The organism is Streptomyces sp. NBC_00358, assembly GCF_036099295.1.
GTDB lineage: Bacteria > Actinomycetota > Actinomycetes > Streptomycetales > Streptomycetaceae > Streptomyces.
In genome coordinates this window covers 1,309,359-1,324,975 of sequence record NZ_CP107976.1, presented here as the reverse complement: position 1 = coordinate 1,324,975, position 15,617 = coordinate 1,309,359, and the positions used below count along the sequence as shown (strand labels likewise).

Annotated in this window: 17 protein-coding genes; 7 read left to right on the top strand and 10 right to left on the bottom strand. The window is 71.4% G+C overall.

What is annotated here, in order from left to right:
- Positions 1-80 precede the first annotated feature (80 nt).
- Complete coding sequence (tuf, locus tag OHT01_RS05560; RefSeq protein WP_328551993.1) at positions 81-1,274, top strand: elongation factor Tu; 1,194 nt, start codon at positions 81-83, stop codon at positions 1,272-1,274.
- Between the two features lie 21 nt (positions 1,275-1,295).
- Here the strand turns inward: tuf and OHT01_RS05555 are convergent, their stop codons facing one another.
- Both OHT01_RS05555 and OHT01_RS05550 read right to left on the bottom strand, forming a co-directional pair.
- Positions 1,296-1,676 (bottom strand): anti-sigma factor antagonist, encoded by a 381-nt coding sequence (locus OHT01_RS05555; protein ID WP_328551992.1) that lies wholly within the window; start codon positions 1,674-1,676, stop codon positions 1,296-1,298.
- A gap of 239 nt (positions 1,677-1,915) precedes the next feature.
- A complete protein-coding gene (locus OHT01_RS05550) occupies positions 1,916-2,866 on the bottom strand; it encodes an NADP-dependent oxidoreductase (protein ID WP_328551991.1) in 951 nt (316 codons plus the stop codon).
- Between the two features lie 71 nt (positions 2,867-2,937).
- On the opposite strand from OHT01_RS05550, the gene OHT01_RS05545 reads away from it, so the two are divergent.
- Together OHT01_RS05545 and OHT01_RS05540 are read left to right on the top strand one after the other, a co-directional pair.
- The gene (locus OHT01_RS05545) at positions 2,938-3,885 is read left to right on the top strand and encodes a GlxA family transcriptional regulator (RefSeq protein WP_328551990.1); all 948 of its coding nucleotides are present in this window, start codon (positions 2,938-2,940) and stop codon (positions 3,883-3,885) included.
- A gap of 131 nt (positions 3,886-4,016) precedes the next feature.
- A complete protein-coding gene (locus OHT01_RS05540) occupies positions 4,017-4,871 on the top strand; it encodes a hypothetical protein (protein ID WP_328551989.1) in 855 nt (284 codons plus the stop codon).
- Between the two features lie 126 nt (positions 4,872-4,997).
- Here the strand turns inward: OHT01_RS05540 and OHT01_RS05535 are convergent, their stop codons facing one another.
- The 4 genes from OHT01_RS05535 to OHT01_RS05520 form a co-directional block, all read right to left on the bottom strand.
- Positions 4,998-5,552 carry a TetR/AcrR family transcriptional regulator gene (locus tag OHT01_RS05535; RefSeq protein ID WP_328551988.1) on the bottom strand — a complete coding sequence of 185 codons (555 nt, stop codon included), beginning with the start codon at positions 5,550-5,552 and terminating at the stop codon, positions 4,998-5,000.
- Positions 5,549-5,911, bottom strand: a complete 363-nt coding sequence (locus OHT01_RS05530; protein ID WP_328551987.1) for a DUF1304 domain-containing protein — start codon at positions 5,909-5,911, stop codon at positions 5,549-5,551. Before OHT01_RS05530 ends, OHT01_RS05535 begins: the two co-directional genes overlap by 4 nt.
- Positions 5,912-5,999: 88 nt before the next feature.
- A complete protein-coding gene (locus OHT01_RS05525; RefSeq protein ID WP_328551986.1) occupies positions 6,000-7,631 on the bottom strand; it encodes an amidohydrolase in 1,632 nt (543 codons plus the stop codon).
- 44 nt (positions 7,632-7,675) lie between these two features.
- A complete protein-coding gene (locus OHT01_RS05520) occupies positions 7,676-9,169 on the bottom strand; it encodes an APC family permease (protein WP_328551985.1) in 1,494 nt (497 codons plus the stop codon).
- Between the two features lie 117 nt (positions 9,170-9,286).
- Here OHT01_RS05520 and OHT01_RS05515 point away from each other — a divergent pair, with 117 nt between their 5' ends.
- Together OHT01_RS05515 and OHT01_RS05510 are read left to right on the top strand one after the other, a co-directional pair.
- Positions 9,287-10,033 (top strand): TetR/AcrR family transcriptional regulator, encoded by a 747-nt coding sequence (locus tag OHT01_RS05515; protein WP_328551984.1) that lies wholly within the window; start codon positions 9,287-9,289, stop codon positions 10,031-10,033.
- 85 nt (positions 10,034-10,118) lie between these two features.
- The gene (locus OHT01_RS05510; protein ID WP_328551983.1) at positions 10,119-10,511 is read left to right on the top strand and encodes a VOC family protein; all 393 of its coding nucleotides are present in this window, start codon (positions 10,119-10,121) and stop codon (positions 10,509-10,511) included.
- Positions 10,512-10,554: 43 nt separating this feature from the next.
- On the opposite strand, the gene OHT01_RS05505 is transcribed toward OHT01_RS05510, so the two are convergent.
- The gene (locus OHT01_RS05505) at positions 10,555-10,860 is read right to left on the bottom strand and encodes a DUF4235 domain-containing protein (RefSeq protein ID WP_328551982.1); all 306 of its coding nucleotides are present in this window, start codon (positions 10,858-10,860) and stop codon (positions 10,555-10,557) included.
- A gap of 204 nt (positions 10,861-11,064) precedes the next feature.
- Between OHT01_RS05505 and OHT01_RS05500 the strand changes: the two genes are divergently transcribed.
- Entirely contained in the window at positions 11,065-12,135 is a 1,071-nt protein-coding gene (locus OHT01_RS05500) for a cation diffusion facilitator family transporter (protein ID WP_443043357.1), read from the top strand.
- Between the two features lie 221 nt (positions 12,136-12,356).
- Here the strand turns inward: OHT01_RS05500 and OHT01_RS05495 are convergent, their stop codons facing one another.
- Both OHT01_RS05495 and OHT01_RS05490 read right to left on the bottom strand, forming a co-directional pair.
- A complete protein-coding gene (locus tag OHT01_RS05495; RefSeq protein WP_328551981.1) occupies positions 12,357-12,800 on the bottom strand; it encodes a nitroreductase family deazaflavin-dependent oxidoreductase in 444 nt (147 codons plus the stop codon).
- A 167-nt stretch (positions 12,801-12,967) separates the two neighbouring features.
- Positions 12,968-14,116 (bottom strand): FAD-dependent oxidoreductase, encoded by a 1,149-nt coding sequence (locus OHT01_RS05490; protein WP_328551980.1) that lies wholly within the window; start codon positions 14,114-14,116, stop codon positions 12,968-12,970.
- Between the two features lie 171 nt (positions 14,117-14,287).
- On the opposite strand from OHT01_RS05490, the gene OHT01_RS05485 reads away from it, so the two are divergent.
- Positions 14,288-14,905 carry a TetR/AcrR family transcriptional regulator gene (locus OHT01_RS05485; protein WP_328551979.1) on the top strand — a complete coding sequence of 206 codons (618 nt, stop codon included), beginning with the start codon at positions 14,288-14,290 and terminating at the stop codon, positions 14,903-14,905.
- A gap of 48 nt (positions 14,906-14,953) precedes the next feature.
- Here the strand turns inward: OHT01_RS05485 and OHT01_RS05480 are convergent, their stop codons facing one another.
- Complete coding sequence (locus OHT01_RS05480; protein ID WP_328551978.1) at positions 14,954-15,586, bottom strand: LysE family transporter; 633 nt, start codon at positions 15,584-15,586, stop codon at positions 14,954-14,956.
- Positions 15,587-15,617: the final 31 nt, after the last annotated feature.

The following is a 15,617-nucleotide window of genomic DNA, read 5'->3' as shown; positions in this document are numbered from 1 at the left end:
CGTCCGGAGCGGCCACCGTGCCCGGCCGGGAAGCCGCGGAGCAACGCTCGGCGTCACCCAGGCGATCAGGAGGGCTCGCAGTGGCCAAGGCGAGATTCGAGCGGACCAAGCCGCATGTGAACATCGGCACCATCGGGCACATCGACCACGGCAAGACGACGCTGACGGCCGCCGTCACCAAGGTGCTGCACGACCGGTTCCCTGACCTGAACCCGTTCACGCCCTTCGACCAGATCGACAAGGCGCCCGAGGAACGGCAGCGCGGCATCACGATCTCGATCGCCCATGTCGAGTACCAGACGGAGAACCGGCACTACGCGCACGTCGACTGCCCCGGTCACGCGGACTACATCAAGAACATGATCACGGGCGCCGCGCAGATGGACGGCGCGATCCTCGTGGTCGCGGCGACCGACGGCCCGATGCCGCAGACCAAGGAACACGTCCTGCTGGCCCGGCAGGTGGGCGTGCCGTACATCGTCGTCGCGCTCAACAAGACCGACATGGTGGACGACGAGGAGATCCTGGAGCTCGTCGAGCTCGAAGTGCGCGAGCTGCTCAGCGAGTACGAGTTCCCGGGCGACGACGTCCCGGTCGTGCGGGTCTCCGCGCTGAAGGCGCTGGAGGGCGACCCGGAGTGGAGCGCGACGATCCTCGAACTCCTCGCGGCCGTCGACGCGTTCGTGCCGGAACCGGTGCGTGACGTGGACCGGCCGTTCCTGCTGCCGATCGAGGACGTCTTCACCATCACGGGCCGCGGCACGGTCGTCACCGGCCGGATCGAGCGCGGGGTGCTGAAGGTGAACAGCGAGGTCGAGATCATCGGCATCCACGAGCAGAAGACGCGGACCACGGTCACCGGCGTCGAGATGTTCCGGAAGCTCCTCGACGAGGGCCGGGCGGGCGAGAACGTCGGCCTGCTGCTGCGGGGAGTGAAGCGCGAGGACGTGGAGCGGGGGCAGGTCGTCATCAAGCCGGGTTCGGTGACCCCGCACACCCGGTTCGAGGCGCGCGCCTACATCCTCTCCAAGGACGAGGGCGGCCGGCACACGCCGTTCTTCGACAACTACCGCCCGCAGTTCTACTTCCGTACGACGGACGTGACCGGAGTCGTGACGCTGCCCAGGGGGACGGAGATGGTCATGCCCGGCGACAACACCACCATGGAGGTGCAGTTGATCCAGCCGATCGCGATGGAGGAAGGGCTGAAGTTCGCCATCCGCGAGGGCGGCAGGACGGTCGGCGCCGGGCAGGTCACGAAGATCCGGGAGTAGCGGACCGGGCGGACGGTCTTCTCAGAGCGCGTCCGAAGTGGCCTCCGGGCGGCTCAGCGCCTCTTCCAGCGAGGCCGACGGCGGCAGCACCCGAGAGAGGCCGGTCAGCCGGAACATGCGCAGCGTCAGCGGATGGGTGCAGACCAGCCGCAGCCGGCCGCCCCGTTCCAGGACGCGGCGCCTGGCACGGTAGAGCAGGCGCAGGCCCGAGCAGTCGAAGAACTCCACGCACCGCAGGTCGATCACGACCTGCGGTGCCGGGCCGGAGGTCACCGAGTCCAGGAGCGGGGTGACCTCCGTCGCCGTGAGCAGGTCGATCTCCCCGTGCAGCTCCAGCACCACGTGACCCTGGTCATGGTGGATGCGCAGATGCCTGGTGGACGGTGCGGGGTGGCTCGCCACGCGGACATCACTTCCAGCCGACTGTCGACCTGCTCCCGAGGGCAGGAGGGCGGGGTCACCGGGGGCCGGGGCGACGATACGTCATGTGACCACTGGACACGACCCCGGGCACCGGTGGATGCAAAACGGTTCCTTGCTCTGCAAGTTACCCTCGTTGGAGTGAATTCCAGCATGTTCGATTGACATATGTCTCCGCTGTGAGCGGCGAGTTGGCCATCGGTGCACGCCAGCCCCTGCCGTCAGTCGACCACCAGGACGAGCTTTCCCGCCGTCCGGCCGGTGTCGCCCAGGGCATGTGCCTTGGCGGCGTCGGCCAGCGGGAAGGTCTCGGCGATCGTGGGGCGCAGCGCCCCCTTCTCGACGAGGTCCGCGACCGCCTTCATCCCGGTCTGGTCGGCGTCGACGAGCATCCGCACCGCGCGGACCCCGAGCCGCTCGGCCTCCTCGTAGAACTCGTCGGTCCCGACCGGCAGGATCGAGACGACCACGCCGCCGGGGCGCAGCACGCGCAGCGAGCGCAGTCCGGTCTCGCCGCCGATCGTGTCCAGTACGACGTCGGCATCGCGCACGGCCTCGGTGAAGTCGACGGCGGTGTAGTCGATCGGCTCGTCGACGCCGATGGACCGCAGGAAGTCGTGCTTGCCCGCGCTCGCGGTGCCGATCACATACGCGCCGAGGCTCTTCGCGATCTGCACGGCCACATGCCCGACCCCGCCCGCCGCCGCGTGGATCAGCACCCGCTGCCCCGGCCGCACGTCGGCCCGCTCGGTCAGCGCCTGCCACGCGGTCAGGGAGACCAGCGGGAGCGCGGCGGCCTGCGTGTGGTCGATCACGGACGGCTTCAGGGTGAAGGCGCGGGCCGGACCGGTCACGTACTCGGCGTGCGATCCGTGGCCGTAGGGGTAGGGCAGCATGCCGAAGACCTCGTCCCCGGGCTTGACGTGGGCGACGCCGATCCCGGTCGCCTCGACCACGCCGGAGACGTCCCAGCCCAGGACGAACGGCGGTTCGCCGAGGAATCCGCCGGTCTCGCGGTGCTTCCAGTCGGTCGGGTTGACCCCGGCGGCCCGTACCCGGACCAGGATCTCGTTCGCTCGCGGCGCGGGCCGCTCCAGGGTCACTTCCTCAAGGACCTCGGGACCGCCGAGGACGTTCTGGCTGATGGCTCGCATGGTGTTCACAGTGCTCATGGTGAACCAGCCTGCCGGGGCGGGCGCCATCTGAAAATGGCAGAATTGCCAACCTTCGATAAGATCGTGCCATGCAGCATGTGGAGCGGGTCGTGATCCTGGCGCTCGACGGCGTCTATCCCTTCGAGCTGGGCATGCCCAGCCGGATCTTCGGCGCCGCGGAAGGCCGCTACGAGGTGGTGACCTGCACCGTCGACGGTGGACCGGTCCGCACCGACGCCGACTTCTCCATCACCGTCGAGCACGGCCCCGAGGTCCTGGGGACGGCGGACACGGTGGTGATCGCGGCCGTCACCCCGGCCCGCGTCACCGCCGCGCTCTCCGACGAGGTCGCGGCGGCCCTGGCGTTCATCCGCCCGGGTACCCGGGTCGTCTCCATCTGTACGGGCGCGTTCGTCCTGGCCGCCGCCGGGCTGCTGGACGGACGCCGGGCGACCACGCACTGGCACGTGTCGGACCTGTTCCGCCGCATGTTCCCGCGGGTGGAGCTGGACCCCGACGTCCTGTTCGTCGACGACGGCGAGATCCTCACCTCCGCCGGCGCCGCGTCCGGAATCGACATCTGCCTGCACATCGTCCGCCGCGACCACGGCAGCGAACTGGCCAACAGGGTCGCCCGGCGCTGCGTCGTCCCGCCGCTGCGCGAGGGCGGCCAGGCCCAGTACATCGAGCAGCCCGTGCCGGAGCCCTCGACGGCGAGCACCGCCGCCACCCGCGACTGGGCACTGGCCCGCCTCGGCGACCCGCTGACCCTGACCGATCTCGCCGCCCACGCCGGAATGAGCCTGCGTACCTTCGCCCGCCGCTTCAACGACGAGGTGGGCCTGAGCCCCGGCCGCTGGATCGTCCAGCAGCGCGTGGCCCGCGCCCGCCATCTGCTGGAAGCGAGCGACCTGTCGGTGGACCGGATCGCGGGCGAGGTCGGCTTCGCCACGGGCGCCTCGCTGCGCCAGCATCTGCAGGCGACGATCGGCGTCTCGCCGCAGACGTACCGCCGCACGTTCCAGACGAGCCGCTGACCACCGGACCTTCGTCGACACCAGGCCGCGCGCGGACCGCCGGACCCTTGTCCGCACGCCGACCAGCGAACGAACGTCTGCACCCGTGCGTCGTAGGAGGACGAACGCGGGGCGGACGAACAGGGGTGGGGATGCGCAAGGGGATCGCGTTGGCGGCGGCGCTGGTCGGGCTCGCGGCGGCGGGGTGCGGCGGGGGGCACTGTGACGGCTTGGTGGTCAAGGGCACGCCGCCCGCCAGTCCGTACGCCGGGCGGTTGGACCTGCCGTTCAAGGAGAGCCCGGACGGCGGGGAACGGGAGGCCGGCGAGGCTTCGGGTGCGGCCGGCCGGGCACTGGAGTGCGACGGCTCGATCCACGCGGGCGACACGGGCGACGGGTGGAGCAAGGGAGACGGCGGTTCGACCCCCGAGGAGGGGTTGAAAGCGTACTTCGACATCTATCAGCCCGAGGTGCCGGACTACGGCTATCGGACGGAGCGCCGCGCAGGCGACCGCGTCCTCTTCTCCTTCGACGTCGAGGGCCGGACCAAGGTCGCCGTCGTCGTCGCCAAGGACCAGCCCCGGCGCCCGGGTTGGGGCCTGGAGACCAGCGCGTCGTGTGACCCTTCGGAGCTTCCGGCGAGCTACACCGAGTCGAAGGGATACGAGATCTGGGAGGACCGGGAAGGCCGCCGCGTGCCGACCACGAAGGTGAGCAGCGCGGCAGGCGGCGAGCACTGCGACTGGCAGAGCGCGCACTTCCTCGATCTGGGCAGCGGCCGAAACTCCCGGCAGTACGTGCGCGATCCGCGCGGGCTCTTCGGGAACGAGTCGCTCAAGGCCGAGTACGACGGAGACGTCCGCATGCCCGCCGGCGCGCGGGACACCGGCTACCACTACCGCGACTGGCACCTCTGGCTGACGCCGGACAGGTCGACGGCGTACGTCCGCACCTCCGACGGGGTGGAGGCGTGGCCTGAGGCGAGGTCAGGTCTCGGGTGCATGTGAGGGGCCGTCGATCCGGGTGGGCGTCCCGTCAGCCGGCTCATGGAACCGGGCATCCCGGTTCCTGGCTCCCGGAAGGCTTGCCGCCGGCTCCGGGGCCCCGCCTCGGTGGCCCCTGAGCTGAGGGCGTCACCGGCTCCTGTGCAGGGCGACGAGCAGTTGCCAGACCTGGTCCGCGACCGTGTCCGGGGTGCCCTCCAGCAGGCCGTGCAGCCAGTCCGCGAGGACGCCCGCGAAAGTGGCGGCCACCGCGGAGGCCACGAGCGGGGCGTCCGGCGCGCCGGCGAGGGTGCGCTCGGCCAGGCTGCGGGCCCGCAGGTCGCGGTGGAGCACCCGGCCCAGCGGGCCGCCGCCGCCCGGACTCAGCAGCGTGCGATAGAGGGCGGTGTGCGGGGCGAGTCCGGTGAAGAAGGCGCGCAGGGCCGTCGGCGCCGACACCGGGTCGGGTCGGCCGCGCCAGGCGTGCAGCGCCTCCACGGCCTCCCGTACGACATCGGCGCACGCGTCGACCGCAAGCGCCTCCAGATCGGCGTAGTGAACGTAGAAGGTGGCCCGGCCGACCCCGGCCCGCCGCACCAGCGCGGCGACGCCGATCTCCTCCAGCGGCTGCTCGGCGCACTCCGCCAGCAGCGCCTGCCGCAGCTTCGCGCGGGTCCGGGCGGCGCGCGGGTCCTCGGGCGTCATCCGGCGAGCAGGACGGCGGCCAGGGCGAGCGCGCCCGGCAGGGCCTGCGCGAAGAGGATGCGGCGGTTCGCGGTGACCGATCCGTACACGCCCGCGATCACGACACAGCACAGGAAGAAGACCTGCGCGTCATGGCCGACCGGGTCCGCCGCGATCAGCCCCCACACCAGGCCCGCGGCCAGAAACCCGTTGTAGAGCCCCTGGTTCGCGGCGAGCGGCGCGGTCGCCCGTGCCATGGGCGCGTCGAATCCGTGAAGCCCCCGCCCCGGCTTGCGCTCCCACAGGAACATCTCCAGCACCAGGATGTACACGTGCAGCGCGGCCACCAGGCCCACCAGCACGTTCGCGACCGTTTCCATCGTCGGCAGGCTCCGATACGTCTCGTGACTTCTTGGACAGGTGTCCACTATAGCTGGACGACTGTCCAAGAAGCCACGGCGAGGTCGGTCAGGCGTCCGGCGCCGCGTACACGCGCTCCCCTCCGACGTACGTGAGCGCGACCCCGGTCTCCTTGATCGCCTCCGGTGGTCCCGCGAACGGGTCGCGGTCCAGGACGACGAGATCCGCGAGGGCGCCCACCCGCACGCTGCCGGTGTCGTCGAGATGGTTCGTGTACGCCGTTCCCGCGGTGTACGCCGTCAACGCGGCCGCCAGACCGATGCGTTCGGCCGGCAGGAACACCGGCCCCGGTTCGTCCGGGCTCACCCGGTTGACCGCGACATGGATGCCCTGGAGTGGGTCGGGGCTGCTGACCGGCCAGTCGCTGCCGGCCGCCAGGCGCGCGCCGGAACGCAGCAGCGAACCGAACGGGTACTGCCAGGCGGCGCGCTCGGGCCCCAGGAACGGGATGGTCAGCTCGTCCATCTGCGGTTCGTGGGCGGCCCACAGCGGCTGGATGTTCGCCGTGGCGCCGAGCGGCGCGAAGCGGGGCACGTCGTCGGGGTGCACGACCTGGAGGTGCGCCAGATGCGGACGCGTGTCGCTCGGTCCGTTCGCCTTCCGCGCCGCCTCCACGGCGTCCAGCGCGTGCCGTACGGCCCCGTCGCCGAGCGCGTGGAAATGGCACTGGAAGCCCAGCGCGTCCAACTCGGTCACGTACGCGGGCAGATGGGCCGGGTCGATGAAGCTCTTGCCCCGATTGGCCGTGGCGCAGCCGCACTTGTCGAGATAGGGGTCGATGAGCGAGGCGGTGCCGTTCTCCGCGACCCCGTCCAGCATCAGCTTGACGCTGGTCGCCCGGAACCTGCCGTACTCCAACGCGACCCGCCGCTGCACGAGTTCGGGGATCTGCTCGGCGCCCCGCGCCCGGTCCCACCACAGGGCGCCGACCACCCGCGCGGTCAGCGAGCCGTCGCGGGCCGCCGTCAGGTACGCCTCGGACGGATCCTCCATGCCGAGGAAGGTGCCGACGATGGCGTCCTGCCAGGCGGTGATGCCGAGCGCGTGCAGATGCCGCTGGGCGTGCAGCAGCGCTGCGAGCCGGTCGGCGGGCGTGGCCGCGGGGGTGAGCCGGCCCACGAACTGCATGGCCCCCTCCTGCAGCATGCCGGTCGGCTCACCCGACGCGTCCCGCTCGAACCGCCCATCGGCCGGGTCGGGTGTATCGCGGCCGACACCCGCGAGTTCGAGGGCGCGGCTGTTGACCCAGGCGCCGTGATGGTCCCGGTTGGGCAGGTACACCGGCCGGTCCGGTACGACCGCGTCCAGCAGCTCCCTGGTCGGCGTACCGCCCGCGAACGCCTCCATGGACCAGCCGCCGCCGGTGATCCACTCCCGCTCGGGGTGCGCGTCGGCGTACGCGCGGACGGCGGCCACGGTGTCCTTTGCCGTCTTCGCGCCGGTGAGATCGCACTGGGCGAGTTCCAGGCCCGCCGGGACCGGGTGGACGTGCGCGTCCTGGAATCCGGGCAGCAGGAGCCGCCCGGCCAGGTCCACTACCTCGGTGCCAGGGCCGATCAGGTCGTGGACCTCGGCGTTCCCCACGGCGGTGATCCGCTCGCCGGTGACGGCCACCGCGGTCGCGGATCGGCCCTCGGGGGTGAACACCGGGCCGCCGGTGAAGAGAAGGTCAGCGTGCATGGTTCCGTTTCCTTCGTCGGAGAGGCCAAAGGCCCTCGGTCGCTTCAGTTGGGCGTGGCCAGGAGCTGGGGCGCGTCCGCGTCCGTTCCCTGTCCCGTGGTGAAGTACGGGGATCTGCGGACCCACTTGGCCCACGCGGCGGCCAGGAAGCCCGAGGCGATCATGACGGTGGGGGCGAGCAGCAGGAACCAGCCGTTGTCCGCGCTGACCTCGAAGTGGTCGGTCGAGGTGTAGAACGACCAGGCCAGATAGCCGCCGAGGCCGAGCAGCGCCAGGGCGCTCAGCGTGGGGAGGACGACCGCGCGTATCCCCTCCCGCCAGTTCTCGCGGAGCAGACCGCGGAACCGGGCCGCCGCCGCGAGAGCGATGAGCGCGTACGACAGCGCCACCACGATCCCGACCGCGTTGACCGTCGCCATGATCATGTCCGCGAGCCGGGGGGTCACCAGGGAGAGTGTGGCCACGACCACGGCCATCGCGCCGATCAGCAGCGTGCCGATCGCAGGGGTCCCGTACTTTGCGCTGACCCTGGACCACACCGGCCCGAGGGTACGGTCCCGGCTCATCGCGAACATCCCGCGCGCCGTCGGGATCACCCCCGCCTGCAACGAGGCGACCGCCGAGAACATCAGCGCCACCAGGGGCAGCGCGGCCAGCGGCTGGTCGGCGAGCCGGTTCCCGAGGAAGGCCAGCCCCTCGGCGCCGTGCCCCGCCAACTCGTCCTCGGACAGCACGCGTTGGAAGGCCACGGAGCCGAGCACGAACAGCCCCAGCATGGTCACCAGCGTGATGGTCCCGGCCCGCGAGGCGTCCTGCGGATCGCGCACCTCCTCGTTCACGCTGAACGCCGACTCGAAGCCCCAGTAACAGAACACCGACAGCAGCAGCCCCTGCGCCAGCGCCGCCGCCGACGGGATCTCGAACGGGTCGAACCAGCTCAGACTGAAGGGGTGCGGGCCGGTGACGATGCCGTAGCCGCAGAAGCCCAGCAGGACGACGTACTCGAAGACCAGCAGTCCGCCCTGGAGCCGGGCCGCGCTCCTGACCCCGGTCACCGCGGTGAGCGTGACGGCGACGAGGACCAGGACGCCCACGGCCGTCGTCTGCGCGGTCGAGCCCGGATCGAGCGACACACCGGCCACCGTGTGCAGGCCCGCCTCGCCGGCGAGCTGGATCATCGCCGAACCCGTCACCGCCGTGGTGTACGCCAGGAACGCCACCGTGGCCACGATGCTCACCCAGCCGACCAGGAAGCCGAGCCAGGGACTGAGCGAACGGCCCACCCACACATACCCGTTGCCCGCGTTCGGCTCGACCCGGTTCAGCCGGGAGAAGGCACCCGCGATCCCGAGGATCGGCAGAAACGCCAGCAGCATGATCGCGGGCAGATGCAGCCCGACCACCCCGGCGGTCACCCCGAGCCCGATGCCGATGCTGGTCGTCGCCGCCGTGCTCGACGCGGCGATGGCGACACCGTCCATCACGCCGAGCGTCCTGCGCAAGGACGGGGGATCCACACCGTACGGCTTCTGCATCATGGCCTGCTCCGATCGCACCCGGGGCCTGATTCCGGCCCGATGACCGGAATGAAACTGCCCGGGGCCTTAACAGGTCAACGCTGTTGTCATAAGGTGCCCGCACCGGAGGGAGACACCATGACGTCCACGAACGACCGCGTCGTCCCACCCGCCGCCCGGCGGCGCAGACGCCCCACCAAGACCGGCGTCGTCCTCTCCGGGGAGCTGATCGTCGAGACCGCCCTGCGCCTGCTCAAGGAACACGGCGCCGACGCCCTCACCGTCCGCCGCCTCGGCCTCGCGCTCGGCGCCGACCCGAGCGCCCTGTACCGCTACTTCCGCGACACCGACGACCTGCTGCTCGCCATCGCCGACGAGCTCATCGGCCGGACGCTGCGCACCTGGCACCCCACCGGGGACTGGCGGGCCGACCTCCGGGACCTCGGGCTGCGCGTGCACTCCGGGTCCCTCGCCCACCCGCAGGCCGCCGTGCTCAGCTCCTACCGGGTGACCGGCCGGGTGCACGAGATCGAGGCCGTGGAGACGATCATCGGCGTGCTCCGGGGCGCCGGATTCCCCGACCCCGAGGCCGTACGGATCTACCACGCCTTCGTCGACCAGGCGCTGGCGTTCGCCGCACTGGACGCCGCGAGCGTCGCCCTGCCACCGGCCGCGCGCGACGCCGAGGCCGGTGTGTGGCGGGCGACGTACGCCCGGCTGCCCGTCGGCAGCCACCCGAACATCGCGGCGACGGCCCGCCACCTGGTGCACGACATGCGGCGCAGCGCCTATCCGACGGCGCTCGACATGCTCCTGAGCGCGGCGGCGGCCCGGCTCGCGGAGATCACCAGGGGCGCGGACGGCGCGTCGTCGGCGGCCGACTGAATCCGCCGGACCGGGTAACCCGGGACGACAGAGCGGTGGCGGCCGGATGCCGCCCCGCCGTCCCCGAACCCCTTGCGGAGGAAACATGGCACTGGTCACCGCGGCTGTCGTGGTGCTGGACTGCGCCGAGCCCGAGAAGCTCGCCGCCTTCTACCGGGAACTGCTCGACGCGCACGAGACGGACGCGAGCGTGAACCGCGTCGAGATCAAGGGCACCGACGGTATGCGGATGGCCTTCCGCCGCGACGTGAACGTCACGCCGCCAAGCTGGCCGCGTCCCGAGAACGCGTTCCAGGCCCATCTCGACTTCCATGTGGACGATCTCGACGAGATGGAGCTCAGGGTGGTCGGCCTGGGCGGACGCCCGCTGGAGACCAAGGACGCGTCCGGCCCGTACGAGGAACGCGGCTACGCCGACCCGGCCGGACACTCCTTCACCCTGCGCTGCGTCCGGTCGACGGCCCCCAAACAGGGCTGACGGGCCCGGCACCGGTCCGGCCGGGCCCCGCACCGCGCGGCGGTCAGTCGCGGCCGGATGTGCCGGCGGAGGGCCAAACGCCTGTGGAGCGCTCGATCGCCTTGGCGCCCGAGCGGTCCACCGCGCTGCGTACGACGGCGAAGATCGCGCCCTGGAGGGCGGCGGCGAGCAGCACCTCGCCCCAGCCGCGGTCCTTGTCCAGGGCGTCCGGAGCGTCCTCCTCGTGCCGTATCGCCATCCAGGTCTTCTGGAAGGCGAGTCCGGCGAGCGAACCTCCGGCCCAGCTCAGCACGAAGCCGATCGGCTTGTAGGCCAGGGACAGTTTGCGCTTCTTCTGCTTCTTGGACACCTGAGGCTCCTTCTTCGCTCCCGAGGCCGCGGGCGTGCGCCGGCCTCCTCCCACCGGGTACGGGTGCCCGATGTGCGGCCTCGGTACCCCTCGGTCCGATTCTGTCGGCCCGTCCGGTGTGAGGTGGGGAGCCAGGGGAAACCGGCCGGAGTGAGCGGTGAAGAGACGACAGAGACGGCAGAACGGACGGATCGCGACCCTCCGGTGCGGCGGGGGCCGCGGAAGCGGCATGAGCGTCAGACAGGGCAGGAGTGTCCGGCGCCGCGGAAGGAGCCGGAGCGGAAGAAGAAGGACGGTTCGGACAGCAGCACCCGGGTCACCGTGATCGTGGCGCTGGGCGCCAACCTGCTGATCGCCGTGGCCAAGGCGGTGGGCGGCCTGATCGCGGGATCGCCCGCGCTGCTCTCGGAAGCCGCGCACTCCGTGGCGGACAGCATGAACGAGGTGTTCCTGCTGGCCGCGCTCCGTCGCAGCCGCCGCCCCGCCGACCGCAGGCATCCGTTCGGCTACGGCAAGGAACGGTTCTTCTGGTCGCTGCTCGCGGCCGTCGGCATCTTCGTCATGGGCGGCTGCTTCTCGTTCTTCCAGGGCTTCGAGGCGCTTCGCAACGGCGCCGACGAATCCTTCGGGGGTTACCTGGTGGGCATCGCGGTGCTCGTCGTCGCCCTGCTCGCCGAGGGCGGCTCGCTGTTGCGGGCACTGCACCAGGTACGCGGACAGGGCGGAGCCGGCGGCCTGCGGGACCCCGCCCTGCGGACCGTCGTCGCCGAGGACGGCACGGCGGTGCTCGGCGTGAGCCTCGCCATCGTCGGGATGGTGCTCCACATGGTCACGGGCCAGGTCGTGTGGGAGGCTTCCGCCTCCTTCGCCATCGGGCTGCTGCTCGTGTGCATCGCCTTCTGGCTCGGCCGGGACGCGCGCGAGCAGCTCATCGGACGCGCCGTCGACGAGGAGCAGAGCGGACGGATCCGCGAACTGCTCAAGGCGCAGCCCGAGATCGACAGCGTCGAAGCGCTGCTGACCATGGAGCTGGGCCTCGACTCGACGCTGGTGGCCGCCCGGATCGACCTGGTCCCGGGGCTCGACAGCGAGCAGGTCGAGGAGGTCGCCGTCCGCATCAAGCGCTCGGTCGCCCACACCTTCCCCGAGGCCGACCAGATCTTCCTCGACGTGACCGACGCCCGAACGGCGCGAGCGGCCGCGCGCCGGGGCGAGAGCGGGGCGAGCGACCAGGTGCGCACGGGCGAGGGGACGGGCGACCCGACAGGCGGATGACAACGGGAAACCCCGCCGCAACGGGGGAGTGCGGCGGGGCCTGACGTACGGGTGCCCTACGCCCCGCCGTCCATGCACACCGATGCCGCGGACATCCGGGGCGTTCCATGGCCGCGCGACAGCCGCGGTGACCGCCGTCGTTCGGCGGGACGCGGGGGAAGGGCCCGTACCGGCGTGTTCGCCGGTACGGGCCCTTCCCCGGTGTGCGGGTGCGTCCAGGGTCAGCCGGTCGGCTCCAGCACGAAGACGGGGATCTCCCGGTCGGTCTTCGTCTGGTACTCGGCGTACGGGGGATACGCGGCGACCGCGCGCTCCCACCACTGGGCCTTCTCCTCGCCGGTGATCTCCCGGGCCGTGAACTCCTTGCGCACGGGCCCGTCCTGGAGCTCGACGCGAGGATCGGACGTGACGTTGAAGTACCAGACCGGGTGCTCGGGCGCGCCGCCCTTCGAGGCGACCACCGCATAGCGTCCGTCGTGCTCGACGCGCATCAGCGGGGTCTTGCGGATCTTGCCGCTCCTGGCACCGCGTGTCGTGAGAATGATGACGGGCAGCCCCGTGTCCATCAGCGTCGTTCCCTTGGTCCCGCCGGAACCCTCGTACAACTCCACCTGGTCCCGCACCCACTGCGCGGGGCTGGGCTCGTACTCGCCCTCAAGCGGCATGACTTCCGTCCCATCGTCGCGTCGACTGGTCGTGTCTCGCCACGATTCAACACCAGCGCGGACGCGAATCTTCCGCAACGGCGCCCCGCGTGGCTTCCCGAGCCGGGACGATCTCCCCGGGCGGGCGCACCGTCGTTCCCGAAGGCGCACCGAGCCCGAAGCGCGTGTCAGGGCCGGCTTCGACCGAACAGCTCGTTCTCGTCGGCGCCGGGCGCGGACAGAAGATGGTCGGCGCCGCCTTCGAGTGACTGGGCCATCTGGGCCGAGCGAGGGAGCATCGACTTCTCGTAGGTGTCCACAGCGCCGTCGATGGTGGAGGAGCCGACGAGTGCGAGCGCGAGTTCGGCGGCGTCGAGCATGGCGAGGTTGACGCCGACGCCGAGCGGCGGCATGAGGTGTGCGGCGTCTCCGAGGAGCGCGACGCTGGGCGAGTGCTCCCATGTGTGCGGCACCGGCAGGGCGAAGAGCGGACGGTCGACGTAGGCGCCGTCGTTGTCGGCGATCATCCGGAGTATCTGCGGCGACCAGGCCGCGTACTCGCCCAGCAGATGGCCGCGGATGCCCTTGGTGTCCTCGGGGCGAAGCCCATGCGCCGCGATCCAGTCCACGGGAACGCGCTGCATGATGTACACGCGCATGTGACCGCCGCTGTTCCGCTGTGCGAAGAGGCCGCGCTCGCCGTCGGCGATGTGGGCACTGCCCTTGCCGACCAGGTCGGAAAGCTCGGGGTGCGTGTGTTCCATGTCGTCGAACCATGCCTCCAAGAAGCTGACCCCGGTGTAGCGCGGTGTCGCGGGTGACACGGCGGCGCGGACGCGCGAGAAGGCTCCGTCCGCACCGATCACGAGATCCGTCTCGACGGTCGAGCCGTCGGTGAACGTCAGCGTTCGCGGTCCGTCGGCCGGTCCGCTCACCGATTCGAGCGTGCGCCCCCACTGAACCGTTCCCGCGGCGAGTGAGTGCAGCAGGAGATCGCGAAGCTGTCCGCGGTCGATCTCGGGACGGGCCGTTTCGCCCTCGTCCGGCAGATGGTGGGAAAGGACGCGCCCCGCTCGGTCCATCTGGCGCATTTCCTGCCCTTCGAGCCTGGCGAGCGCGAAGAACTCCTCCAGCAGGCCCGCTTCACGGAGTGCGAGCTGACCGTCCTCCTCGTGCAGGTCGAGCGAGCCTCCCTGGTTCCGGGAGTTCGTCCCGGGGTCGCGGTCGTACACCGACACCGCGATGCCGTGCCGCTGCAGGATGCGGGCGCAGGTGAGGCCTCCCGGCCCGGCCCCGATGATGCTGATCCGCGCGTCGGCGGGCGTCGGAGATTCCACGGTGGATTCCTTTCGTCGGTCGGGGTCCCGGTGACGCCAGGGCGCGGCGACGACCGGTGCCGCGACCCCACGGGGCGGCAACCCCTACGGTGACCACCAAAGCAGAAACGAGTCCATAAGTGCAACTGTTCCAGTTTCTGCTTCGTTTCAGTAATGAAGTACAGTGATGCCATGTCCGAATCCCCGACCGTTGGCCGTCGCGAGCGCAAGAAGGCCGCGACGAGGCAGGCCATCGCCGACGCCGCCCTGGAGCTCGTCCTGGAGCACGGCTTCGAACAGGTGAGCGTCCGCGATATCGCCGAAAGGGCCGACGTGTCGACGACGACCCTCTTCGCGCACTTCCCGAGCAAGGAGGCGCTGGTCTTCGACCGCGAGGCGGACGTCGACGCCGAGCTGGCCGCCGCCGTCCGCGAACGACCGGCGGGCCAGGACGTGGTCGAGGCGCTCCGCGCCCACGCCCTGCAGTCCTGGGTGCCGCTGACGTCGGATCCCCGTCTGCGTCAGCTCACCGCGCTGGTGGACCGGACGCCCGCGCTCCGCGAGTACGCGGAGCGCATGTGGATGCGCCATGCGAGCGCCCTCGGCGCCGTGATCGCGGAGGAACTGGGCCGGGAGGTGGACGATCTCGCATGCTCGGCGCTCGCCCGGTTCGTCCTGGAGCTGCCGACCCTGGCCAGGGGCCGGCACGATCCACGCGCGGCCGTGGAGACGGTGTTCGACCTCCTGATCCACGGCTGGCGGGCGCAGCGCGATTCCGGCGACGGGATCACCGGCTCTCAGCAGGGCTGAATCGTCGGGGTGGACGCGGTTGTCCGCGAAGCCCTTCATGCCTGCTTCTCATTGCGGGGCCCCCAGCATGCGTACGGCCAGCAGCATGATGACGCCGCTCGACGCGAGCCCGGTCACCAGTCGTCCCCGATGCCCCGTCAGGGTCCGGCCGAGCAGTGCGCCGCCCCCGGCGATCAGGAGCTGCCAGCTCGCGGACGCGGCGAACGCGGCGAGGACGAACACCACCTGGTCCAGCGGACGCACCGCCTCGGCCGTACGGCTGCCGAGCACCAGCGCGGCGAAATAGACGACCGTGGTGGGGTTGAGCAGGGTGATCCCCAGCAGTGCCAGATAGGCGCGGGCCGGGTGCGGGGGATCCTGTCCGGTCCGCTCGGCGCGCCGGCGCTCGCGGTACTGGCGTACGGCGCCGAGCGCACCGCGGACCGCCAGCACGGCGAGGACCAGCACGGAGGTCCAGCGCAGGGGCAGGAGCACCGGCCGCAGCTCGGCCGCGAGCGCCGTACCGCCGAGGGCGGCGACGAGGGCGTACAGCCCGTCGGCGGTCGCGACACCGAGCGCGGCCGAGGCGCCGATCCGCAGGGACGTCCGGGCGGTGAGGGAGACGAGGTAGGTCGCGACCGCTCCGACGGGCATGGCGATGCCGTAGCCCGCGAGAAGCCCCGCGACGAGCGCGGCGGTCACGGCCGGGGAAGCTCGGGCCTCCGCGGTCGGC